The sequence below is a fragment of the Ensifer sp. CCNWLY38 genome, from assembly GCF_037120565.1.
In the GTDB taxonomy this organism is placed as follows: Bacteria; Pseudomonadota; Alphaproteobacteria; order Rhizobiales; family Rhizobiaceae; genus Ensifer; species Ensifer adhaerens_H.
On the sequence record NZ_JBBBBO010000003.1, the window covers coordinates 25500 to 47675 of the forward strand.

The following is a 22176-nucleotide window of genomic DNA, read 5'->3' on the forward strand; positions in this document are numbered from 1 at the left end:
GCCCTCAGTTTCCGAAACGGCCTCTTACCACACGCATTATCTCCGCAAAGCGCGGCAGTGAGCGCAAGCTGTCCAGATCGTTGTCGTTTTCCATCCACACCAGTAACTCACCGCTCATCTTCGACGCGATGCGCTCGAGCGCATCCAGGGCCGCTTCCGCGTCACCGCTGATCGCCCAGGCACAAACCAGATTTGCCTGGAGCTGGATATTGTCGGGCTCCAGCAGACTGGCACGCGATGCCCATTCGTTGGCCCTCTCGCGATCCCCGAGGAGGGCGAGGATACCGGCGCCGTGCCCGATCGCACCGCTGTGATCCGGCTCCGCAGCGACGATGCGCTCAATCCTGGCCAGGGCACGGCGACAGGCCTCAAGTGCCGCCTGCGCGTCGCCCTTGCCCTGGTAACATTGGATGGCCATGGCGGCGGCGTTGTAGTCTGCCGGGGCCAGCGCTGCCGCTCGCTCGAAGTGGTGAATGGCGTCGTCGTAACGACGCTGCATGATGAAGGTTCGCCCGGCGGCGAGATTGGCGGCGTAGTCGTCCGGCTCGAGCTGAAGGGCAATTGCACATTGCCGCTCCGCCTCTTCGAACTGTCCTCGATATAGAAACAGCAGCGCCTTTGCGGCATGCGCACTGGCGAGACCGGAATCGAGTTCGAGGGCGCGGTCGATTTCCAGCTCGCCTGTTTCCGCGCCTCCGACGCTGCGCCGCAGCCGGTTGAGGGTTTCGCCGAGAAGGGCCCAGGCCCGTGCACTGCCGGGCTCCAGCTCGGTCACGCGACGGCAGAGCCGAATGATCAGCGGCAGGTGCCGCTCGGACCCGGTGATGTTGTATTCGCGCGCCAGGAGAAACAGCTTGTACGCCTCCGGATCGGTCGGCGCTTTGCGCTCCAATACCTGGCGCTCCGCAGGCAGGAGCTGAAGCCGGAGCGCCTCGACGACGGCACTTGCCAAGTCTGACTGCAGCAACAGCACGTCCTTGATGTCACGGTCGAAGCGTTCGGCCCAGACGGTCGCTTCGTTTGCGCCATCGATCAGCTGCGCCGCCAGTCGGATTCGGTCACCGGCCTTACGCACGCTGCCTTCGAGGATGTAGGCGACATCAAGTTGTTGTGCGACGATCCGCGCACTCTGCGCCTTCATGCCGAAGGAGGTCGCCCGCGAGATGACCGAGAGCGACGAGAGCTTACTCAGATCGATGATGATGTCCTCGGTAACGCCGGCACTGAAATAGTCCTGCTCCGGATCGCCGCTCATATTGGTGAAGGGCAGGACGCAGATGCCGAGCCGTTCCCGCTTGCCACCGGTCTCTGGCGGCCCGCCAGGGTGAATTGCAAAGGCGCGGACGGCGCGCTCGATGTTCTTGAGCGACATCGGCCCGAGGTCTTCCAGGGCAAGGCTCAGCTTTCCCGCGACGTGCTCGCGGACCGCTTCGGAGAGAAGGATCCCACCGGGCTCGGCGAGAGCTTGCAGCCGCGCCGCGATGTTGACGCCTTCCCCATAGAGATCGCCATCTTCGGAGATCACGTCACCCAGGTTGAGCCCCATGCGAAAGCGGAGTGAAGGGTCGGTTGCCGCGGCCACGCTCTGAAGCGCCATTGCGCATAGGGTCGCATCGACTGCACTCGCAAACTCGATCAGGGCGCCGTCACCCATCAGCTTGACGATCCGGCCATGGTGCCGCACCAGCGTCGGATCGAATGCCGCAAATGCCGCCTTGACGCGGACAAGTGTACCGGCCTCGTCGCGTCCCATCAGCTTGCTGTAGCCGGCGATATCGATGCAGAGAACAGCGGCCAGTTTGCGCATCCAACCATTCCCATGGGCGAGCGCTCACTGTGAAGCTTTAGCCTCCCCGAGGGCAGTCCAACACACCCAGGCATAAGAAACAAGCGACGACACCTGATCTCCCCTGAACCCAAGCGGACGACACCGCGCCGCGCCGCAATGGGTGGAAATCCACCCACGCGATTGGCCGCATGTTTCCAAATCCACCCAAATCAACGACCGCGCCCGACAAATACCTACCGTCGCCCCGCTAAGCCATTGTCTGTGCTATGATTGCGTTTGCAAATGAGGGTACCCAGAACCGGCGTGGGAGGAAACCTTGCCGGCTGGCCGATATTTCATCCGGGAGGAAGAGATGAAAACCCTGAATGCCCTGCTCGGCGCTGTTGCCGCCCTGTCGCTTTTCGCCGTTTCCGCCAATGCGCAAACCTATCCCGAACGTTCGATCACCATGGTCGTGCCGTTCTCGGCCGGTGGCCCGACGGATACCGTCGCGCGTCTCGTGGCTGAATCCATGTCCAAGGATCTCGGCCAGCAGATCATCGTCGAGAACGTCGGCGGCGCCGGCGGCACGCTTGGCGCCGGCCGCGTCGCCCAAGCCGATCCGGATGGTTACACCGTGCTGCTGCATCATATCGGCATGGCGACGAGCGCCACGCTCTATCGCAAGCTCGCCTATGATACGCTGAACTCCTTCGAATATGTCGGCCTCGTCACCGAAGTGCCGATGACCATCGTCGCCCGCAAGGATCTGGAACCGGCCGACCTCAAGGGTCTCGTCGAGTACGTCAAGGCGAACAAGGACACCGTCACCGTCGCCAATGCCGGTATCGGCGCCGCCTCGCATCTCTGCGGCATGATGTTCATGAGCGCCATCGAGACGCCGCTGACGACCGTGCCCTACAAGGGCACCGGCCCGGCAATGACCGATCTTCTCGGCGGCCAGGTCGACATCATGTGCGACCAGACCACCAACACCACGAAGCAGATCCAGGGCGGCACGATCAAGGCCTATGCGGTCACCTCACCGGAACGCCTCAAGGTCTTCCCCGATCTGCCGACGACCGCCGAAGGCGGCCTGCCGAACCTTCAGGTCGGCATCTGGCACGGTATCTACACCCCGAAGGGCACGCCCGCCGAAGTGACCGAACGCCTGTCGAAATCGCTGCAGGTCGCGCTCAAGGATCCGAACGTCGTCGCCCGCTTCGGCGAACTCGGCACCGAACCCTCCTCCGACGCCGATGCGACCCCGGCCGCGCTGAAGGCAAAGCTTGAGAGCGAAATCGCCCGCTGGAAGCCGGTGATCGAAGCAGCCGGCCAATACGCCGACTGATCCACGGCTCGTCGCGCCGCGTCCGGTTCACCCCGGAGCGCGGCGCCTCTGACATTGGGGAAGCTGCGACGGTGCCCGGAGAGGGATCAAATGCCGTCAACCGTTGTTGACAGCTGTCAACATGCGCCGCCCAATGCGCGAACCCGGCGTGACGCCGGCACTGCCAATGCGGGAGGCCGTCGGACAAGCCTCGGCCGGCTGCCCCGCCCAGAACATATGGGGACACGATGAAATCACTCTCCTTCGACACCACCAATGCGCTCTGCGGCGGGATATTGACAGCGGTCGGGCTGTTCTTCACCTGGCAGGCCTTCAACCTCGAGCTTGGCACCGCCTTTCGCATGGGCCCCGGCTACTTTCCGCTGGTGCTCGCGATCATCCTGACGCTGCTCGGCATCGTGATCCTCGTGCAGTCCACCCGCGTCCAAGGCGAGCCCATCGGCCCGATCGCGCTACGCGGCATGGCCTTCATCCTGCCGGCACCCGTCTTCTTCGGCCTGACGGTCCGCGGATTGGGCTTCGTGCCGGCGCTGTTCTTCACCGCGCTGATCGCCTGCTTCGCATCGGGCCGGATGAAACCGCTCATGGCGCTGGCGCTTTCACTGGCGCTGACCGCCTTCTCGGTCGCAGTGTTCAGCTATGGCCTCGGCCTGCCCTTCCAACGCTTCGGCCCCTGGGTCCAGTTTTAGGAGACGCGCGATGGAACTCTTCAGCAATCTCGCGCTCGGCTTTGCGACCGCCGGCTCCCCTGCCAATCTGCTCTTCTGCCTGATTGGCGTTTTGCTCGGCACCTTGATCGGCGTGCTGCCAGGTATCGGCGCCACGGCGACCATCGCCATGCTGCTGCCTATCACCTTCCAGCTCGAACCGGTCTCCTCGCTGATCATGCTCGCCGGCATCTACTACGGCGCCCAGTATGGCGGCTCTACCACCGCCATCCTGATCAACATGCCAGGCGAATCCTCCTCGGCGGTTACCGCGATCGACGGCTACCAGATGGCCCGCAAGGGCCGTGCTGGTGCCGCACTCGCCATTGCAGCGCTTGGCTCATTCTTCGCCGGCACCGTCTCGACGTTCCTCGTCGCAGTCTTCGCGCCGCCGCTGACCGAGATCGCTCTGCAGTTCGGCGCGGCCGAGTACTTCTCGCTGATGATCGTCGGCCTCGTCTCGTCGATCGCGCTTGCCCATGGGTCGATCACCAAGGCTCTGGCCATGGTGGCGCTCGGCCTGCTGCTTGGCCTCGTCGGCACCGACATCTATTCCGGCACGCCACGCTTTACTCTTGGCATTCGGGAGTACGCAGACGGCCTCAACTTCGTCGCCCTCGCCGTCGGCGTCTTCGGCATTGCCGAAATCCTGCGCAATCTTGAAAACGAACGCACCCGCGAAGTGCTGATGGCCAAGGTTTCGGACCTGATGCCGACCCGAGATGACTTCAAGCGCATGTTCGGGCCGGTGGTTCGCGGCACCATCATCGGCTCGGCGCTCGGCATCCTGCCCGGCGGCGGCGCAATCCTTGCGGCCTTTGCCTCCTACACGGTGGAAAAGCGTGTCTCGGATCACCCCGAGGAATTCGGACATGGCGCCATTGCCGGCGTCGCCGGTCCGGAAAGCGCCAACAATGCCGGCGCGCAGACCTCGTTCATTCCACTGCTCACCCTCGGTATTCCGGCCAACCCGGTGATGGCGCTGATGATCGGGGCGATGATCATCCAGGGCATCGTGCCCGGCCCGAACGTCGCCACAGAGCAACCGGCCCTCTTCTGGGGCATCATCGCTTCGATGTGGATCGGCAACCTGATGCTGGTGGTCCTGAACTTGCCGCTGATCGGGCTTTGGGTGAAGCTGCTGAAGATCCCCTACTACCTGCTCTTCCCGATCATCATGGCTTTCTGCTCGATCGGGGTCTACAGCGTCAACTCCAACGTCTACGACCTTTATGCCGTCGCCTTCTTCGGCTTGGTCGGTTACCTGCTGTTGAAGCTGCGCTGCGAGCCGGCGCCGCTGCTGCTCGGCTTCGTGCTCGGGCCGCTGCTTGAGGAGAACCTTCGCCGAGCCATGATCCTGTCGCGCGGCGATGCGACGACCTTCGTCACCCGACCGATCAGCGCGATCCTGCTTCTGATCGCGGCGTTGGTGCTCATCGTCGTATTCCTGCCGAGCGTAAAGGCCAAACGGCAGGAGGTCTTTGTCGAGGAGGATTGATGGCTGCCAGCCGTTTTCACGACAATAGTTATATAAATCAATAACTTAATACGCCGCGCCTCCAACCGGACGCGCGGCGTTCTCTTGACTGCGGCATTCTGCCCCTGCGCGGTTTGCCACATTGAGCTTTGTCAAGCCGCTCGCCTATCTCTCACTCATCGAACAAAGAGACGAGGACGAAGCCGAGCGATGACACGTCGCACAAAATCAAGGTGGGACAAGGCCCTACGCACCCTGTGCGCCATGGCTCTTTTCCTGCTGGGTTTCGCCCATCTCGGCCCTGCCCTCGCCGCCCCAATCTCGTCAGCCGATTACGCGCTCTACGCCCTTCCCGACGGTTCACTTGCGGATTTCTGTCAAACCGGCATTGACGCGGACGGAAAGGAAAAGCCGGCGCAGAAACATGTCTGCAGTGCCTGCCGGTTCTTCTGGGCGCTGCTGACGCCGCCGGATGACACCGTCGGCGAGCGGCTGCAAGGAAGCCTTGCGCCCACGGTTGCGGTGACCGCCGTACAGCCGCCAACACAGGTTCATTCGCCGAACTCCAGTCCGCGCGGACCGCCCAAAACCAACATCTGGCTTTGAAACCGCGTTGACAGCTGTCAACGCCCTCCTTCGATGTCGGATGGCAGCGAGGCGCCATGCCTCCTTGTATCCGCAATGCGGACATACCCCATGCCCGAGACCCAATCCACAGCCGCGCCCTCCGCGGCCCCTCCCCTTGCGTCCTTGAGCAGGCCGCCGCGTCTTCCTGCCCGCAGCCGTGTGGTCGGTGAAAACTCGACGCTGCTTTTTGAAGGGGGCCGCAACTACTCGCTCTTTCGCGTGCTCGATGGCTGCATCGTTCTCTCTCAACTGCTCGACGACGGCCGCAGGCAAATCACCGATGTGCTCGGTCCCGGCCGGCTTTTCGGTTTCACAGTCGATGGACGCAACATCGCCACGGCGGAGACCTTGAGCACCGCGCGTATCGAATCGCTTGGCGATGCCGAACTTCACGCAACCAATCCGGCTGTCGCCAGCGAGTTGAAGACGACGCTGCATCGGCTGCAGACGCATGCCACCCTGCTTGGTCGCAAGACCGCGAGCGAGAAGGTGGCCAGTGCCTTGGTCGAGCTGTCGCGCCTGTTCAATCGCAGCGGCGTCCCTGCCCTTCTGAGCTTCCACCTGCATCTCACCCGGGCAGATCTCGCTGATTGGCTCGGCCTTACCGTCGAGACCGTCAGCCGGTGCCTCAATCGCTTCAAGCGCGAAGGCCTGATCGATTTCAGCCACCCGAAGTCCATGCGCGTGCTCGATCCCGAACGCCTCGAAGCTGCTGCCGGCCTCACCCGCCAGCGGGCGGCAAGCGGCGAGCAACCCCGGAACTGAATACCTCCGAATAGTCCATCCCCACCCGGACTGCCCAGAAAAGGAAGAACAATGATTGCCAGACTTGTCTACAACGTGCCGGTGTTCGGCTGGATGCTAAAGGAAGCCGTACAGGGATCACAGACGGCAAAGGTCCTGTTTCTGATCAACTGCGCATTGATCTGGCTGCTCGCGATCGTCGCCTTCGGCTACCCGGCGATCATCATTCCGGCGCTGGTTCTTGTACCCGTCGTCTTCGTGCTGCTGATCCTGATCACCACGGGCTAATCCAGCGCATGGCCTAAAGCACCCCCCAGCCGCGGTAGCGTCCGCGGCCGGTCATTTCGCGGATGCCAAGTTCCCGCACGAGGTTCAACGCACCACGCGGCGTTACGCCGACATGCTGCGCGACGAGCGTGGCCGAAACTATCGGTCGCGATAGCACCAGCTCGATCAGTGCCGGCAGGCTACTATTGGAGCGGCGATCGCGGATGCGCATCTCCATCTGGGTCTTTGCCAGCGACAGGCGGTCGAGTTCCTTGAGCCCCAGATCTGCGGTCGCCGTCATCGCGTCCAGGAAGGCGCTCCATCGTGTCACTGGGTCTTGCGAGCGCCGTCGCTCATGGCGGACAACCTTCTGTCCGGCGTTAAAGGCGAGCAGATGCGAAGTAACCTTGCCGCGTGATCTCAGATAGGCGCCAACGAGCAGCGAGCCCATCCAGTGTTGGCGGCGCAGCGGCTCGAGCCGCTCCCAGGCGTCGAAGAGCAGGGCGGCGCCAAGGCTGGCCGGCAGCTGATCCGCTGTCGCGGTCACCTGGCGCCATTCGTCGATCCGTGCGTCTTCGTCCCATTCCTCGTCAAAGAGCAGGCCTAGCTGTCCCATGGGCTCCTGTGCGGTCACGCGTGCCGCGCGCTCGGCAACTTCAAGCGTATCCTTGTCGTGCGCTTCCAGCAGCTGTTGTGACCGAGCGATCGCCGTATCGATGGCTGCAAACTCAGCGGCCATGGGATTGGCGTCCTCCTCATCGTCCGCCTCAAGATGGCGGTCGTTGCCGGCAGCCGTCGATTGTGGCTCCAGCCTTGCCTCTGCAGGCGTACCGCCGGCACTAGCCGGAGCCGGTGGAAGCTGTTCGCCTCGAAGGGCGGCGAGGCCCTGAGGCGAAAACGCCCATGCGGGTTCGGCCAGCCAGATCCGCCGCCGCGCGCGAATAACCGAATGGGCAATCGTCAATTCATGCGTCGGGGCACGCGCGTCCATATGGGCATCGTGCAGCACGAGATCCTCGACATGGACGAGTTCACCGGCAACCCAAAGGGCAGCCGCAGCGTCGAAGAAATGGCCGCGCTCGCGGAAGCCGTCTTCGACCGCGTGGCGGTTTGTTCGCTCGTCCAGTCGCGCCAGGCCATCTTCTGCTGAAATCAGCAGTGGAAGCAGTGTCGGATGATAGGGATCGGGGATCTGGTATCGCATTTCAAACTAAGGGTGCCAGTGTCGAAATGGAACGTAACACGTTATTCATTTCCGTCACAGATGCGCGGTGTCGCAGTCTCGGCTATATGAAAGAGCGCACCGCCGGTCTAGGCGTAGCGTCCGCGATGGACTTTTGAGCAGCTCTATCGTTCTCCGAATTGAGCCTAGCACAACAAGGCGCCGAACTCTGGTGGCGATTACCGCCGGCCTGCATTGGGCCTAAGTGCATCGACTGTTGACAGCTGTCAACGCGCTACGAAGCACCGAGCCAGTCTCCATCTGGAGAAATGCGCGGAACTCATCAAATGGCTCACGCGGGCATGATCAAGCGATCATCCAGTTCTCCGGGGCAGGGCGGGGCCAGAGGTTAGCCGGATTTGCTATCGCTTCCATGATCGTCTGCGCTGTCCGCTCCGGCGCTTCCGTGTTTGAAACCACCCGCCCGAGCGTATGCAGGTTTCGCTCGATCGCCTCGTACGTGCGCACGACAGCATGCCCCATTCGTTCGCGCCCGACACGGCTCGCTTCCCGATCAATGACGCGATCGATTGGCGCCCAGAGCGTGAAGACAAAGACCGGTGTTTCAAGAGGTAGCCCGCTGCAAAACAGATCGAGCTTCTCGGCGTCATCAAAAACATAATCGAAGAGGACCTGGGCGGCACCCATAGCAAGGTAGGCGGCTGCAAGCGCAGCGCCGGCGCGGTAAGTCGAACCAGGCCCCAGAGAATTTCGAACATCTTCCGGAGCGAAATGGCGCAAGGCGTCGCCCGCGATGTTGATCCTACCGGAATTGCCCTGTACCAGAAACCGGCTCACCGTGGTCTTGCCGACACCCGCCGGGCCGTTGATCACTACGACATGAGACATTGGCCAAGGCCCCCCGGCTGATTCGTGGCCAACATTGTCGCCGGAAGTGGGGGCGAGTCCAAGCGTTGAGCTCAAGAACTCCGCCTTGAGACCGAGCGGCCCTGCTCTTTTATCCCGGGAAATTGCTGGCTGAATTTCGGGATTGCTCGACCCCGTCGGCCTCGAATTGCTCATTGCCCATGCTCAGCTAACTCCGTTGACAGCTGTCAACACGAGGCTTGCTCAACAAGAAGCACAATTGCCTTGCCGGTGCACTTTCCAACCCGCACTAACGTTCGGAATTTAACCGGAAGAGTTGTTTTCACAGCCGGCTATTACCGGTCCTAAGGGATGTGCGCCAATCCCCGCGCATGGCAACCCAACCGACCACGTCCAGCACCGTCCGGACGACGGAAGCAAATGCCCCTTTTCTTTCCGAAAGAGACCAAACAATCAATCTTTTCTGGGAGATGGCGGAGATTCAAATTGTATCTTGAGCACTACAATATCCCAAAGATATCAACGAATCCCTGCACTTCCAGTTTCCCGCATTTGGTTATCTTATACAAGCTCGCTTCGATCTGCGAGAGAAGTAGCCTCTACATCGCAACATCGCACTTAACTCCCGCCGAATAGACGATCCCCTCATTCACCCAACGACCGCAGGCTGCGCGCGTAACCGTGCCGATAGCATTGCCGAGACAGCGAAGGATTGGCTCTTCGCGCGGCGCGTCAGGTCACGCAGATAGGCGCCGGCGGAATGAATGTGCTCAGCTCGCTCCAGAAGGCACGCCAGCACGGTCGCGGTCGTTTCTGGCCCAAGGATGGCGCAGGCTTCGTTGTAGGCATCAGGGCTGATCCCAAGCATGCTTTTGACGACTGTGGCGGCCGTCAGGAGATCGCGCCAGTTGTCGATACGTCCGGATGGGCCGTAGTCGCGGATTTGCGGGCAGGCCTTCAATACGAGTGGCAGCGGTGTAGCACGGTTGAGGGGAGGGGTTGCCGGGGGATGCGAGCGACGTTCCGGCAGCAGCGATGTTTCGATATTTGCAGGTGGATCACTCGCATTTTGGCCGACCGGCAGCACATCCGTCGACGCTTTGCGCGAAAATTCCACTCCAAGTCTTTCATCAGCCGGTTCAGATTCAGAAAGATAATCGGATTCTGAATTCTGTATGTGCCGCTCATTTTGGCGTTCATTGGCAGCCGTATTTTGTGTTTTCAGTAGATTTTCCAGACGATTAGTCAGTTCGTCCTGCAGCAGGGCAAGAACAGGGAGGAGGCGCTCGATCTCGGCGATGGAGGGCTTGCGCGAGAGGGACATAGAGACGGCCTGGCAGCGCGCTTCGGCCTCTTCAGCGTAGGCGATATCGGATGGGCGCAACAGATCGACCAGCTTTGCAACGTCACGGCGGCAGAGGCTCATGCGTTCACGCATCATCTGAAGGTAACGCCGGTCGGCTTCCAGACGAGCAGCCTCAGCTTCGAACTCGGCCGCGCGAGAAAGCAACGGTGCAAGGTCGAACCCGAATGCCTGGCCGATCGCTCCCTTGCGGTCACGGCGCGCATAACGCTTACCGTTGGGGCTGTCACGCCGGAGAATGAGGCCAGCCTCGACCAGAGTGGCGAGATGCCGCCGGAGCGTTGTCTCGGCCATGCCGTGTGTTCTCAGGGAAAGCTGAGCGTTGGAGGGAAACACGACGAGACCGTCGGCTGCCTCGAGTTCCGTCTTCGGGTAGAACGACAGCAATGCGTTCAAGACGGCAAGAGAGCGATCGGAAACGCCAAGGTTCGACTTGGCGGCGCAGACCGTTCGAAACAATTTCCATTTGTCGACCTTGCCTTCGTCGACGGCCGAAGCGCTGGAAAGTTGGTGCGCCAACATCCCAAGCGACATCGCCCGCCGCCCGAAGGGCGTCGTGACAATCCCACAATCCATTTGTCTTCACCTTTTTCAAGGCAAAAGAAATTCGTTCGCCGAAACGACGTTGAAAACTCTTGACACCGATTCGCGGAAATGGGATTCTCTAGTTGCTACACGAGAGAAGGGTTTCCGCAGCGCTAGTCGTTCGGAAGCCTTTTTCTTTTGCTCTGTTTAGTCTCCTGTTTCCTCTTGGTATTCGAGGTACAGAGATTTGAGCCTCTGCCTCACGAAATCTGCAAAGCCCGGGGCCTTCTTCCTGCTGAAGGACAGCGTCGTTTCGCCATCCGTTTCACGGATCCGGACCGGGGTTGTATCGTCGGGCGCCACCCACGAGATGGCTCTGGCGCGCGCCTTGGAGGCGCTCAGGACGGCGCAAAGCGCATCAAAACGCTGATCGCTCCCGGCAGCCTGAAATTGTTTTTCTTTGACAAAGACGCCTGCAGCTTCGGCCCTTCCGTCCTGGTCCAGAAGGTCGGCGAGTTCGAACCAACGACGCCGACCAATCGTCGGCGCCGGCCCAATCGCCTCGATCAGGGCGGTCGGTAGCCGACGAACGACGGAAATCATCTTTGAAAGTGCGGCCTTGTCGACTCCAAGCGAGGACATGATGATCTCGCGGGAGAAGCCGCGATCCTCAAGGCGCGTGGCGAAGAGTGATCGCTCGATGAAGGACAGATCCGTGCGCGTGTTGTTTTCCTGCCCCTGAGAAACGACCAACTGTTCGTCGCTGAGATCGCGGACAACCGCGCGGACCTTGCTGCCAAGCTCGCGTGCAGCTGCCAATCGGCGATGACCGTAGGCAACCTGGTACCGCCCTTCGGCATCCGGATGCGGACGCACGAGGATCGGAACCTGTTGTCCGTGCTCGCGAATCTGTTCTGCAAGAGCGGTTTGTGCATCTGCCCCGATCTCGAGACGGTCAACGACGAAAGAGGCGTCGATGAGTGCGGGGTCGAGATCGACGATTGTCAGTCCTTCGGCAAGCTGGCGCTCCAATTCCTGGGCGCGCTCAACTTTCTGGGTGATGTTCGACAGGGACCGCGTAATGCCGCCGACGGCGCTTACTGGCCGCGTCCCGACACTCAGGCCGGCGATCGGCCGGGCTGTTGCCAGGCGTTCGAGAGCCGTTTCAGTGTCGTTTCCGGCCGTGTCGTCCGTAATTCCAATCAGATTCTTACGGGCCATGGATTACTTCCTCCCCCAAACCTGACGGATCAGTTCTTCGATCTCGCCATTGACCTGGTTCAGCGAATCCATGGCGCGGTCGTAGGTGCCGCGGACGAACTGCGAGCGCTCGACTTCGTAGAGTGTCTGCTTGGTCACGCCGGCATCGGAGATAGCCGTCGACTTCACCATCGCATTCTGCAGCATGCGGTTGCCGAAAATGGCGCGCATGAAGCCGGTCATCTGGCTCTGCGGACCGTCATTCGGCTCGAAACGCGTGCCGAGATAGCGCATCCAGTCGTAACTTGTGCGCCCTCCGGCCTTCTCGACGACACTCATCAGCTCACTCGTCATCGACAGGAACTGCGACATCGACATGACGTCGAGCATCTGTGGATGCACGGTGATGAGAACGGACGTCGCGGCGCAGAGCGCCGACATGGTCAGGAATCCGAGCTGCGGCGGGCAGTCGATGACGACGATATCGTAGAAACTCTCGATTTCCGCCAATACGTCGCCGATGCGCGCGAAGAAGAGGGTTTCAGCAGCGCCACCCACCATCATTGCCTTCGGCGTCTCATGCTCGAATTCCATGAGCTCGAGATTGCCGGGAATGAGGTGAAGGTTGGCTGTATAGGTCGAACGGACGATGTCGGCGATCGGCCGCGGCTCGTCGTAGCGGATCGCGCCGTAAAGCGTTTCGCCCTCGCCAACGTCCAGTTCCGGCTGGTGGCCGAAGAGGGCGGAGAGCGAAGCCTGTGGATCAAGGTCGATCGCGAGCGTCCGATAGCCGCGGAGGGCCAGATATTGGGCAAGGTGGGCAGATGTCGTCGTCTTCGCCGACCCGCCTTTGAAATTCATGACCGATATGACTTGAAGCTTCTCGTCGCCGCGGCGGTGCGGGACGTATTTCCCGGATTTTCCGCCTTCGTCGAGAACGCGGCGGATGCGCTCGATGTCCTCAACGGCGTACATGCGCCGACCGTTTGACAAGGGCGCCGGGCCGTGGCCCTCTGAGGCCACCTGCCTCAGGTAGCCTTCGCCGATTCCAATGAAGGCGGCGGCTTCGGCAGGGCTGAAGAGGCGCATTGCCTTTTGGGCTTGTGGAGGGAAGATCTTCTTTTGATGCTGCTGCAGCTGATGCGCCAGTTCCAAAGCATCGGCAGCCAGAAGCGTCGGCAGATGCTCCTGTTCGTCGTGACCTTGAATTTTCTGTTGCAACATTGGGTTCCCCGAAAACTGCGCAAAAATCGTCATATCGGAACAATATGCGCAGATGCACTATGCTCCGATTCGGTTCGGTTTTACAAATGCATAGCGATCTATACCCAGGGCCCTGATTTGGCGGCGAAGGTACCGGGGATCGCGGCCAGTTGTCCGCGGACAACTGCGACTTGGTGGTGAAGGTTACCACGGCCTGGCGGGCCATTCCCGGCCGGGACGAAAAGCCCTAAAAGAGTATAGAATTTATAGACTATTGACAGATGAACGGATTGTGTCACGATTGTGTCCATCAGAGACGAGACACGAGAAGGTTCGCTATGTTCTATCTTGGTGGAATGACCCTCGGTTATCTGGCACCGCCGCCGCCGAAGAAGACACGGCAGCCACGCGTGGAGGTCGGGTCAGCTTCGGTTGAAAAGTCGGACTGCGAAGAGTCGGACCGCAATCAGGAATGGGCGCGTGCATTCCTGACGCCCTGGCATCTCCTTTATTGATCAGCGGGCGGCGGCGAGGCCTTCGCCGCTGCGGATGTTGACACCTGTCAACAGTCGTGTGTTTCCGACTTCCGCCGCCATGGTGGAAAAGCGAGAAACAGCGAGAGAAGGGCTGTTTCGCCGCCGGGAAATGATTAAGTTCGGTGTCATGGACACCAAGCAACACCGAACCGTTTCGAACGCTCAGCCCGACGATGCCGTCGATAGCCAAGGGCAGCCCTTGTCGTTGCATCAGCGTATCCTCGGCGATGTGGAAGGGCGCATCCTCTCCGGGGAGTGGCCGCCGGGTCACCGCATCCCATTCGAACACGAATTGACCGAACAGTATGACTGCTCGCGGATGACCGTGAACAAGGCGCTGACCGAATTGGTCAAGCGCGGATTGATCGAGCGGCGACGCAAGTCGGGCAGCTACGTCACCTTTCCGCAGGTGCAGTCGGCGGTCATGGAAATCCACGACGTCAAGCTCGAAGTCCAATCTCTGGGGCTCGACTATAGTTTTCAGTTGGACGAGCGAAAGGTTCGCAAGGTGGAGAGCCGGGACGTCGAACGCCTGGATCTTCCGACATCGGCGAGGCTACTGGATGTCACGTGCCGGCATTTTGCCGGTGGGCGTCCCTTCTGTTTCGAAGAGCGCCTGATCAGCCTTGCGGCGGTGCCCGAGGCGGAGGCGGAATTGTTTGAGACCGCGGCACCCGGTTCGTGGCTGCTTGGCAAGGTGCCGTGGAGCACGGCCGAACACCGCATTCGCGCCGTTGCGGCGAACAAATTGGCGGCGCAGGCGCTCGACATTTCCACCGGCACCGCCTGCCTGGTCATCGAACGCCGCACCTGGAGCGGTCGTGCGCCGGTCACGCATGTGCGGCTGACCTATCCCGGCGATCGCCACGAACTCGTCGCTCAGTTCGCGCCGAGTCCGATCGGATAGCCGGCTAACACTCGCAGCCCCGCAACGTGCCAGTTGTCCGCGGACAACTGGCTATCCTCCGACCACGCGCAAGACCGGGGCCGGGCCGTTGCCGGAAAAGGCGAAGACCTCGATCGGCTCGCCAATGCCCCTGACTGGATAGGAGCCGAGGTGCTCCATGCTGGAGGCGCAACCGGCCAGCTCGACGAAGGCCCGCGACAGAAGCACCGGCCGCTTCGTTTCCTTGGTCAGGCTCTCCAATCGCGAGGCGATGTTGACCGCAGGGCCGATCACCGTAAAGTCCAGCCGGCGACGCGAACCGATATTGCCATACATCACGTCGCCGACATGGACGCCGATCCCGTAGCCGAGGGGCTCACGGCCTTTTTGGGCGTTGTCCTTGTTGAGGAGAGCGATCGCCGCTTCCGCCTCACGGATCGCCTGCAGCAGGTTTTCGGCAGCATTCGCATTGCTGAGCGGGAAGATCGCCAGCAGCCCATCACCCATGAACTTGAGGATCTCGCCGCCGTACCGCTCGATCGGCTCCGACATGGCGTCGAAATAGCCGTTGAGCAGATCGATCACGTCGTCGCGCGGCCACAGGTCGGAGAGTTTCGTGAAGTCGCGCAGGTCGCAGATCAAAATGGCGGCGCCGACGGTAACGCCACTGCCGCGCGTCGTAGCGCCGGCGAGGATCTGTTCGCTGGCATGCGGGCCGACATAGGTTTCGAGCAGCGTGCGCACGAACCGGTTCTTCAGCCGGATTTCGCTGACGAGGGCCAAGGCGGGTAGAAGATCCGAGAGAAAGCCGACGTGCTCATCCTCGAAGCCGCCCTCTCGGTCGGTGGTGAAGGTTACGACATGGCGTTTGCCCAGCGTGTGTTCGAGCGGCCAGGCAATGTACTCGGTCAGGCCTTCGGCCCTCAGGTCGGCATAAAGTGAGTTTTGGGACTGCTCTTCCGTCAGGGCTTTCAGGTTCGTGCGAACCTCGGTGCCGCCGTTGTTGATCACATAGAGCGGGCTGTTGAGGTAGAGCGCGGTGTTTTGGGTGCCATAGTCGTAGAGATCGATTTCGGCCTCCGCCAGGCCCTTGCGCCACAGAATGCGAGCACCCAGCCACTGCGGATGGTTGATCCGGAAATGCAACGTTGCGCGCGCAACCGGGACACCGACTGCCTGTAGCCGTTCGCACATTTCCACGAGGATATTGTCGATAAACCGCTCGTTGCGGGTTTCGATGATCAGCCAGTCGAGCACGCTCCGGCGCCGAGCTGGCCAGCTTTCTCCTTCGATCGACGGGGAGGGGGGCTGCGAAGACATCTGCATTTGCAATTCTCCATGCTGGTCGAACGCTCAGCCGTTCCTCCGGCGAACGTTCGCGATGTATCGCTGCAAATGTGGAGCATCAGCGGCGCCTTGATAAGGGGGAAGCCGAAAGCTTTTGAGAAAAGGGGATGGTTGCGTCCGCGTTCACGCCGATTGGTGCGCCCGACGGCTTTCGCCGAGAAGCGGCAAGTGCAAGCGGACGCGGGCCCCCTGCCACGGGCCGGCAAGGATGTCGACACGGCCACCATGCAGACGGGCGATCTCCCGTGCCAGATTGAGCCCCAAACCGGCGCCGGTGGAACGTGGACGCAAGCGATAGAAAGGCTCGAATACGCGCTCGCGTTCCTCGACAGGAATTCCGGGGCCCTCGTCCTGGATTTCCAACCCGCCCGCGGCATTGACCAGCACGGTGATCGTGCCGGTGCCGCCGCCATGTTCGATGGCGTTGCGCAAGAGATTGGCGACAGCCTGCTCGATCTGGCGTGGCCGAGCGCTGACACGGGCCTCCGGCACCTCGGTTTCGAACGCCAGCTCGTAGCCTGCTTCGAACGCCAACGGCGCAAAGTCGGCGGCGGTGTTTCTCGCAAGGGCAACAAGATCGACCACTTCGAGTGCGCCACCGGCATGCTCGAGCACCTGCCGGTCGAGAAGCTGTTGGGCGAGGTGGGACAGACGCTCGATATCCAGCCTCAGGCGAGCACTTTCCGGGGCTTCCTGCAGAAGTTCGGCACGGGTTCTGAGGATCGCGATCGGGGTGCGCAATTCGTGCGCCGCGTCGGTGAGGAAACGGTTGCGCTGATCATATCCCTCGCCGAGCCGCGCCAGCGCCTTGTTGAAGGCCCGCACTAAGGGGGCGATCTCGGTCGGTACCTGTTCGGTTTCGAGCTGAACCGCGCGATTGTCGATATCGATGCGGCCGGCCTGGTCAGCGGTCGATATGAGGCTCGCCAAGGAACGCCGAACGACGGCCGGTGCCGTCACCAATGTGGTCACGCCCATGACCAGAACGATCGGCAGCAGGAAGCAGAGGATGAGCAGCGCGATCATCGGTACGACCTCGGTCCAGGTCGTCGTGCCGTCGAGGTCGCGTGCCATGTCGACATTGATGCTGATCTGCACGTCCAGCGGGCCATCGTCGCGCCGCGAAGCAACGGTCGAGGCGATGATCTGGACGCGGCCGGCGTCGGTGTCGGCGTTGTGGAGGACCGCGTCCGGCAGCGTTCCGCCATCATCGAAGAGCAGCTTCGCGCCCTCAACACGTCGAAGTAGGTCGCCGCCGCTTTCGTCATAGGGGGAAGGAACATTTCCCTGTCGGAGAATCTGACCGGTGTCGTCGCGGATGATGAACCAGAGATTGGGGTGGGACTGGCGTAGCTCGCGCAGCTCTTCGGTCTCACGCACCACCAACACGCCGCTCGCGTTGCGCCCGACGGCGCGGTCAAGAACATCCACCGCCGCTTCATTGTCGACGAGGAGGCGCGGCTGGACGATGAACATTGCCACGAAAAGCAGGCCGATGAAGACAAACAGCGTTGCCGCCTGCAGCAAGATGAGGCGGCGCACGAGCACCCATTGCAGCGAGCGGGGCCGAGCCTTCGTCATGTCGTTGCGCGCAGGAGATAGCCGAGGTTGCGGATGGCCCTGATCTCGACGCCGGCACCGACATCCTCGAGCTTCCGGCGCAGGCGCGACAGATGCGAGTCGAGCGCATTGGACTCGATCTCGTCTTCCATGGCGTAGACCGATTCCTCCAATGTCGCCCTGAGCACGGTTCGGCCCGGTCGACGCATCAAGGCTTCGAGCGCAAGGCGTTCTCTGCGCAAGAGATCGAGCGGCTTGTCGTCCACGGCCGCTTCGCGGTGGTGGAAGTCGTAGATCAGGCGTCCGACCTTGGTCTGCTCGGCCTTCAAGGAGACCGGGCGGCGGGCGAGCGCCCGTAGCCGGGCCATCAGTTCTTCGACGGCAAACGGCTTGGACAGGTAGTCGTCGGCACCGGCATCGAGCCCGGCGACCCGGTCGTTGATCGATCCCAATGCCGTCAGCATCAATACGGGCGCGCCGACACCGAGGCCGCGCAGCTTCGGAATGAGGTCCAGGCCCTCGCCATCCGGTACACGGCGATCGAGCACGACGACGTCATAGGGCCAGAGTTCGGCGACGGCTTCGGCATCGGCCAGCGTCGAGACGTGATCGACGATCACCTGACGCCGCTCCAGCGCCGCCTTCAGGGCCGAGGCCATCTCCGGCTCGTCTTCCAGCAGCAGGATGCGCATGCCAGTTCTCCCGATTGCAGGTCTTCCTGAGCAGGTTACTCAATGAAAACATACACAAATTCAAATACTTAAAATGAATTCCATCCGCCTCGCCAGTGAGGTTGAAGCCATCACTCGCATTCCAGCTTCGGCTGGCGGAAATTGGTGATGTACCAGCGGCCCTGCTGCATGCGCGCGTAGAAGGTATAGAAGCATTCCTGCTCTTCGACGTAGCCCGGCGTCGTGTATTCCTCGTAGCGCATTCCGCGTCGGGTGTCTTTGATTTCACCGCTCGATGTGCCGGAGACGACGTTCGTCGAGATCTTGCGCCATTGATAGGCCCGTTCGTTCCAACTGAGATCAAGAATGTTCGTCGGCGGACCGTAGTCGATGATGACGGATTCGACCGGCTGGCCGATATAGGTTTTCATGGTGTCGGAAGCGCAGCCGGCGAGAAGCAGCGTGGTAGCGGCAAAACATGCGAGGGCGCGGCGCCCTTTGCTGAAGAACATGACGGATCCCGGTTTGTCCCGCATCGCCAGGCGTCCACCCGGACGCCCAAAACGCACGGTCGTGCTTTGACCTGCCGCATGCCCGATTGTTATTCCGGGTCGAGGCGGCGACAACCCGCTGTTAAAGGGGCAAGATTACAGGGACATTGCGGGAGGGCGGCGTGTGGCCCGCAGACAAGCCAGCGTCAGATCGCGGAGATGTTTGACGCCTGCCGGAAAAGAGCCATGAAGCACTGGGTGGCTTCCTGACCGCGAGGCGGTGCAGCTCAGGCGGCCAGATTCGCTTCTTTCTTTGATGTGGCCGTATCGGCTGCGTAAACAAGGCCGGGCTCCACGATCCACTCGCCGGAGCGAAGCGACAACACGTCAAAGCCGCCACCCGCCAGCCGCGGAGCCACGCCGACGAAGCGATAGCAAAGGCCGCTGCCATCCCTTACCGCTTCCCGTATGGGCCTGCCGGCAAGGGAGCCGATCACGGCGCCCTCAAATGCGATATCCGCCAGAATGAAGTATTCCGTCGGCAATCGGCGGCTGGTCTTGGGGCTGGGCTTGAACCCGTTCGTGAATTTCATTGTCTTGCTCGTCGTGAGACGTTCCGGAACCGGGGAGGACCGGTGCCGAGGCGTCTATGCATTTCTCTCGTCGTTGCCACGCGGGGCGCGATGGGCGTCTAACCACCGCTGCAGTCAGGCTGCATATTGCAAAGATAACACGTACCGCATGCCGGCGATGTTCCCGGCGGCACGGCGCGTCTCAAGCCATCGAAAAACGGCGCTAAGAAGGCGGAGCCATCGGGGTTCGCTGCGGCATTTGCGCCGCCTCCTGTTAGCTCGAACCAAGGTAGGAAATCGCTTGGGAAGTCAGGCGCGGGGCATAAAGAACCCATAAAGGCTGGAGCATAGTGGCGTTTTCAGGCAGCGCCTACGCAGTACCGGCGGAAGGTCGCGTTTCGGATCGGCTGCGTCAAAAGAAATCTTGCCAACACCGTTGTATCGTTTCATTCGGCCATATTCTCGACACCGAGATTGTCGACCTCTTCCCGCAGGCTGGGACCACCCGGCGCTCACCGAGCGCCCGCTTCCGCCTCCTTTTCGGGGAGGCAGGGGCGGGCGTTTTGCGCCTTTCGAGAGATCATCCACTTGTCATACGACAAACCCTCCGGGCACGTCACGAAACGTATCGTGCTGCACTTTCCGGGCTTTGAGCCCTTGGATGCCGTCAGGCACCAGGCGCGCTACAAGCGATCGGCGGTGAAGACCGCCAAGCTTCAGGACTTCGAGGTCGAGGTGGGACCGGTACAGACCGAAGAGCAAAGCCGCTACTTCGATGTCGACAGTCAAGGTGCCGACTGGCAAACCTCGAGCCGCGTCTATGTATTCGATCACGACGAAATCGTCAAAAGCCTGAACGGCCGGTCGACGCTGCGCAGAATGGTTGCGGGATATTCGAGTGCCGCGCGCATCGTCTGGGAAGGTGGTGCTTTTTCCTACTTCAGGCATGCATGGCGCTTCGGGTTGTTCTTCCTCTTCCCATTCCTGCTGGTGGCAATCGGGCTCGCTCTGAGCGTGCTGATCGTCACCGCGCCCTACTGGCTTGCGCTTGACACATCCCTTCTGATCCTAAGCGCAATCGTTGCCCATATGGCCTTCTTCCGGCTCTTTCTTCCCTGGTCGGACCGGTGGCATACGCTGCACCTTTTTTCCGATTGGGAGCTGGCCGTCGCGGTCGCCAGCCTGGAAAAACCCTATTTCCAGCAGTGGGTTGAGGATAACGTGGCGTCCGTGCGGGCGGCACTCAGCGAGCCGGCCGACGAATACGTCATCAGCTCCCACAGCATGGGCTCAAGCATCGCCACTCAGGTGATCGGCACTTTGGTGGAAAGGGAGCCGAGCCTGTTTGCGGGAAAGCGGGTCGTCTTTGTCACGCTCGGCGGCGCGATCCTGCAATGCGCATTGCTTCGCTCGGCCGAGGTCTTGCGGGCGCGCGTCGGCGCGATCGCCCGTGTGAAGGACATCTTCTGGTTCGACGTCCAATGCCTGACCGATGCGATCAACTTCTACCGGTGCCAGGTCGTGGCACTGGCCGGTCACCATGATGCGCCCCAGCCACCGATCGTCTTCATACGGCTAAAGCACATGCTTTCACCGGAACGCTATCGCAGGATCAAGCGCGATTTTCTTCGGGTTCACCGGCAATATGTGCTTGATGCCGACGTCCGCGCGCCGTTCGATTTTACGCTGATGACGGCCGGACCGCTCCCGGCCGCCTCATTTGCAAATCCGAACTGACGAAGGCGTCTCAGGATTTCAGCAGGGAGATACCGCTTTCCCGATCGAAGAGGTGGAGACCTTCGGGCTCGACCGCGAAGGTGACAGCGTCGCCCGGTTTCGGGCAGGCGCTGGCCTTGACCAGCGCGCCGATTTCCTTGCCGGCAAAGAGGAACGTCACCAACGCGTCATTGCCGTGAAACTCGACGAGATCGGCAATGCCTGACATGCGATTGGCGCCGGCCTCGGCGATTTTCAGATCCGCCGGCCGTATGCCGAGCACCAGCGGTTGGCCATGGCGCAGGGCGAACTTTCCATCCGAGATCGAGAAGTTGCCGCCGGCACTGCGCAGCAGCCATCCGCCTTCGGTCTTCTCGGTGGCGACGTCGATGAAGTTCATGTTCGGCGTGCCGATGAAGCCGGCGACGAAGAGGGTGCGCGGGCGCTCGTAGATTTCGGCGGGTGTGCCGACCTGCTCGATCGCGCCGCCCTTCATCAGGACGATCCGGTCGGCAAGCGTCATCGCCTCCAGCTGGTCGTGCGTCACATAGATGGTCGTGGTCTTCAGCTTCTGGTGCAGCCGTGCGATCTCGACGCGCATGTGGTTGCGAAGCTTGGCGTCGAGATTGGAAAGCGGTTCGTCGAAGAGGAAGACGCGCGGCGTTTTGATCATGGCGCGGGCGATGGCGACACGTTGCTGCTGGCCGCCCGACAATTCGGTCGGCTTGCGCGCAAGATAGGGATCGAGCCCCAGCGTCGCAGCCACAGCACGGATGCGCGTGTCGATCTCCGCCTTCGGCACCTTCATTCGCTTCAGTCCGAAGGCGATGTTGTCGTAGATCGTCATGTGCGGGTAGAGCGCATAATTCTGGAAGACCATGGCGACGCCGCGGTCGCGCGGCGGCAGGCCGTTGACCGTCCGCCCGCCGATAGACACGGTGCCGCCGGATATGTCTTCAAGACCCGCGATCATGCGCAGCAGCGTGGACTTGCCGCAGCCCGAAGGCCCGAGGAACACGATAAACTCGTGATCGGCGACATCGAGGTTGAAATCCGTGATGACGTTGACAGCGCCGTATTGCTTGTCGACGCCGGAGCAGACGATGTTCGCCATG

20 protein-coding genes are annotated in these 22176 nt (G+C 61.5%); 8 read left to right on the top strand and 12 right to left on the bottom strand.

Annotation, left to right across the window (positions count from 1 at the left end; genetic code table 11):
- Positions 1 to 4 precede the first annotated feature (4 nt).
- Entirely contained in the window at positions 5 to 1807 is a 1803-nt protein-coding gene (locus tag V7S54_RS07220) for a TPR end-of-group domain-containing protein (protein WP_065376750.1), read from the bottom strand.
- A 334-nt stretch (positions 1808 to 2141) separates the two neighbouring features.
- Here V7S54_RS07220 and V7S54_RS07225 point away from each other — a divergent pair, with 334 nt between their 5' ends.
- The 6 genes from V7S54_RS07225 to V7S54_RS07250 all read left to right on the top strand — a co-directional run bounded on the left by V7S54_RS07225 (position 2142) and on the right by V7S54_RS07250 (position 6962).
- Positions 2142 to 3119 carry a tripartite tricarboxylate transporter substrate-binding protein gene (locus V7S54_RS07225; RefSeq protein WP_065376749.1) on the top strand — a complete coding sequence of 326 codons (978 nt, stop codon included), beginning with the start codon at positions 2142 to 2144 and terminating at the stop codon, positions 3117 to 3119.
- 227 nt (positions 3120 to 3346) lie between these two features.
- The gene (locus V7S54_RS07230) at positions 3347 to 3808 is read left to right on the top strand and encodes a tripartite tricarboxylate transporter TctB family protein (protein WP_065376748.1); all 462 of its coding nucleotides are present in this window, start codon (positions 3347 to 3349) and stop codon (positions 3806 to 3808) included.
- A gap of 10 nt (positions 3809 to 3818) precedes the next feature.
- Complete coding sequence (locus V7S54_RS07235; RefSeq protein ID WP_065376747.1) at positions 3819 to 5324, top strand: tripartite tricarboxylate transporter permease; 1506 nt, start codon at positions 3819 to 3821, stop codon at positions 5322 to 5324.
- 189 nt (positions 5325 to 5513) lie between these two features.
- Positions 5514 to 5909 (top strand): hypothetical protein, encoded by a 396-nt coding sequence (locus V7S54_RS07240; protein ID WP_336408069.1) that lies wholly within the window; start codon positions 5514 to 5516, stop codon positions 5907 to 5909.
- 90 nt (positions 5910 to 5999) lie between these two features.
- Complete coding sequence (locus tag V7S54_RS07245) at positions 6000 to 6695, top strand: Crp/Fnr family transcriptional regulator (RefSeq protein WP_176707616.1); 696 nt, start codon at positions 6000 to 6002, stop codon at positions 6693 to 6695.
- Between the two features lie 51 nt (positions 6696 to 6746).
- Positions 6747 to 6962, top strand: coding sequence for a hypothetical protein (locus tag V7S54_RS07250; protein WP_065376744.1), 216 nt, complete (start codon positions 6747 to 6749; stop codon positions 6960 to 6962).
- A 13-nt stretch (positions 6963 to 6975) separates the two neighbouring features.
- Here V7S54_RS07250 and V7S54_RS07255 read toward each other — a convergent pair whose 3' ends face one another.
- The 5 genes from V7S54_RS07255 to repA form a co-directional block, all read right to left on the bottom strand.
- Positions 6976 to 8145, bottom strand: a complete 1170-nt coding sequence (locus V7S54_RS07255) for an RHE_PE00001 family protein (protein WP_336408070.1) — start codon at positions 8143 to 8145, stop codon at positions 6976 to 6978.
- A gap of 324 nt (positions 8146 to 8469) precedes the next feature.
- On the bottom strand, positions 8470 to 9186 hold the full coding sequence (locus V7S54_RS07260) for a hypothetical protein (RefSeq protein WP_336556957.1): 717 nt from the start codon (positions 9184 to 9186) through the stop codon (positions 8470 to 8472).
- A 454-nt stretch (positions 9187 to 9640) separates the two neighbouring features.
- Positions 9641 to 10930 carry a plasmid replication protein RepC gene (gene repC, locus V7S54_RS07265; RefSeq protein ID WP_336408072.1) on the bottom strand — a complete coding sequence of 430 codons (1290 nt, stop codon included), beginning with the start codon at positions 10928 to 10930 and terminating at the stop codon, positions 9641 to 9643.
- Between the two features lie 156 nt (positions 10931 to 11086).
- Entirely contained in the window at positions 11087 to 12100 is a 1014-nt protein-coding gene (gene repB, locus V7S54_RS07270; RefSeq protein ID WP_065376740.1) for a plasmid partitioning protein RepB, read from the bottom strand.
- A gap of 3 nt (positions 12101 to 12103) precedes the next feature.
- Positions 12104 to 13300 carry a plasmid partitioning protein RepA gene (gene repA / locus V7S54_RS07275; RefSeq protein WP_375293072.1) on the bottom strand — a complete coding sequence of 399 codons (1197 nt, stop codon included), beginning with the start codon at positions 13298 to 13300 and terminating at the stop codon, positions 12104 to 12106.
- Between the two features lie 645 nt (positions 13301 to 13945).
- Between repA and hutC the strand changes: the two genes are divergently transcribed.
- On the top strand, positions 13946 to 14725 hold the full coding sequence (hutC, locus tag V7S54_RS07280) for a histidine utilization repressor (RefSeq protein ID WP_065376739.1): 780 nt from the start codon (positions 13946 to 13948) through the stop codon (positions 14723 to 14725).
- Positions 14726 to 14776: 51 nt separating this feature from the next.
- Here hutC and V7S54_RS07285 read toward each other — a convergent pair whose 3' ends face one another.
- The 5 genes from V7S54_RS07285 to V7S54_RS07305 all read right to left on the bottom strand — a co-directional run bounded on the left by V7S54_RS07285 (position 14777) and on the right by V7S54_RS07305 (position 19366).
- Complete coding sequence (locus tag V7S54_RS07285; RefSeq protein ID WP_336408073.1) at positions 14777 to 16030, bottom strand: adenylate/guanylate cyclase domain-containing protein; 1254 nt, start codon at positions 16028 to 16030, stop codon at positions 14777 to 14779.
- A gap of 144 nt (positions 16031 to 16174) precedes the next feature.
- Positions 16175 to 17632: a sensor histidine kinase gene (locus tag V7S54_RS07290; RefSeq protein WP_065376737.1), complete on the bottom strand. Its 1458-nt coding sequence runs from the start codon at positions 17630 to 17632 to the stop codon at positions 16175 to 16177.
- The gene (locus tag V7S54_RS07295; protein ID WP_065376736.1) at positions 17629 to 18303 is read right to left on the bottom strand and encodes a response regulator transcription factor; all 675 of its coding nucleotides are present in this window, start codon (positions 18301 to 18303) and stop codon (positions 17629 to 17631) included. The genes V7S54_RS07290 and V7S54_RS07295 overlap by 4 nt, the downstream gene beginning before the upstream one ends.
- A 110-nt stretch (positions 18304 to 18413) precedes the next feature.
- A complete protein-coding gene (locus V7S54_RS07300) occupies positions 18414 to 18794 on the bottom strand; it encodes a hypothetical protein (protein WP_065376735.1) in 381 nt (126 codons plus the stop codon).
- Between the two features lie 266 nt (positions 18795 to 19060).
- The gene (locus V7S54_RS07305) at positions 19061 to 19366 is read right to left on the bottom strand and encodes a hypothetical protein (RefSeq protein WP_057251244.1); all 306 of its coding nucleotides are present in this window, start codon (positions 19364 to 19366) and stop codon (positions 19061 to 19063) included.
- A 567-nt stretch (positions 19367 to 19933) separates the two neighbouring features.
- Here V7S54_RS07305 and V7S54_RS07310 point away from each other — a divergent pair.
- A complete protein-coding gene (locus V7S54_RS07310) occupies positions 19934 to 21082 on the top strand; it encodes a hypothetical protein (protein ID WP_336408074.1) in 1149 nt (382 codons plus the stop codon).
- Between the two features lie 10 nt (positions 21083 to 21092).
- Here the strand turns inward: V7S54_RS07310 and V7S54_RS07315 are convergent, their stop codons facing one another.
- On the bottom strand, positions 21093 to 22175 hold the full coding sequence (locus V7S54_RS07315) for an ABC transporter ATP-binding protein (protein ID WP_336408075.1): 1083 nt from the start codon (positions 22173 to 22175) through the stop codon (positions 21093 to 21095).
- Between the last annotated feature and the right edge of the window lies 1 nt (position 22176).

Coding starts and splice junctions, on each gene's coding strand:
- repC (WP_336408072.1), bottom strand. CDS start 10,930: ATGGATTGTGGGATTGTCACGACGCCCTTCGGGCGGCGGGCGATGTCG.
- V7S54_RS07220 (WP_065376750.1), bottom strand. CDS start 1,807: ATGCGCAAACTGGCCGCTGTTCTCTGCATCGATATCGCCGGCTACAGC.
- V7S54_RS07240 (WP_336408069.1), top strand. CDS start 5,514: ATGACACGTCGCACAAAATCAAGGTGGGACAAGGCCCTACGCACCCTG.
- V7S54_RS07295 (WP_065376736.1), bottom strand. CDS start 18,303: ATGCGCATCCTGCTGCTGGAAGACGAGCCGGAGATGGCCTCGGCCCTG.
- V7S54_RS07225 (WP_065376749.1), top strand. CDS start 2,142: ATGAAAACCCTGAATGCCCTGCTCGGCGCTGTTGCCGCCCTGTCGCTT.
- hutC (WP_065376739.1), top strand. CDS start 13,946: ATGGACACCAAGCAACACCGAACCGTTTCGAACGCTCAGCCCGACGAT.
- V7S54_RS07230 (WP_065376748.1), top strand. CDS start 3,347: ATGAAATCACTCTCCTTCGACACCACCAATGCGCTCTGCGGCGGGATA.
- V7S54_RS07305 (WP_057251244.1), bottom strand. CDS start 19,366: ATGAAATTCACGAACGGGTTCAAGCCCAGCCCCAAGACCAGCCGCCGA.
- V7S54_RS07235 (WP_065376747.1), top strand. CDS start 3,819: ATGGAACTCTTCAGCAATCTCGCGCTCGGCTTTGCGACCGCCGGCTCC.
- V7S54_RS07250 (WP_065376744.1), top strand. CDS start 6,747: ATGATTGCCAGACTTGTCTACAACGTGCCGGTGTTCGGCTGGATGCTA.
- V7S54_RS07245 (WP_176707616.1), top strand. CDS start 6,000: ATGCCCGAGACCCAATCCACAGCCGCGCCCTCCGCGGCCCCTCCCCTT.
- V7S54_RS07315 (WP_336408075.1), bottom strand. CDS start 22,175: ATGGCGAACATCGTCTGCTCCGGCGTCGACAAGCAATACGGCGCTGTC.
- V7S54_RS07290 (WP_065376737.1), bottom strand. CDS start 17,632: ATGACGAAGGCTCGGCCCCGCTCGCTGCAATGGGTGCTCGTGCGCCGC.
- V7S54_RS07260 (WP_336556957.1), bottom strand. CDS start 9,186: ATGAGCAATTCGAGGCCGACGGGGTCGAGCAATCCCGAAATTCAGCCA.
- V7S54_RS07255 (WP_336408070.1), bottom strand. CDS start 8,145: ATGCGATACCAGATCCCCGATCCCTATCATCCGACACTGCTTCCACTG.
- V7S54_RS07285 (WP_336408073.1), bottom strand. CDS start 16,030: ATGCAGATGTCTTCGCAGCCCCCCTCCCCGTCGATCGAAGGAGAAAGC.
- repB (WP_065376740.1), bottom strand. CDS start 12,100: ATGGCCCGTAAGAATCTGATTGGAATTACGGACGACACGGCCGGAAAC.
- V7S54_RS07300 (WP_065376735.1), bottom strand. CDS start 18,794: ATGTTCTTCAGCAAAGGGCGCCGCGCCCTCGCATGTTTTGCCGCTACC.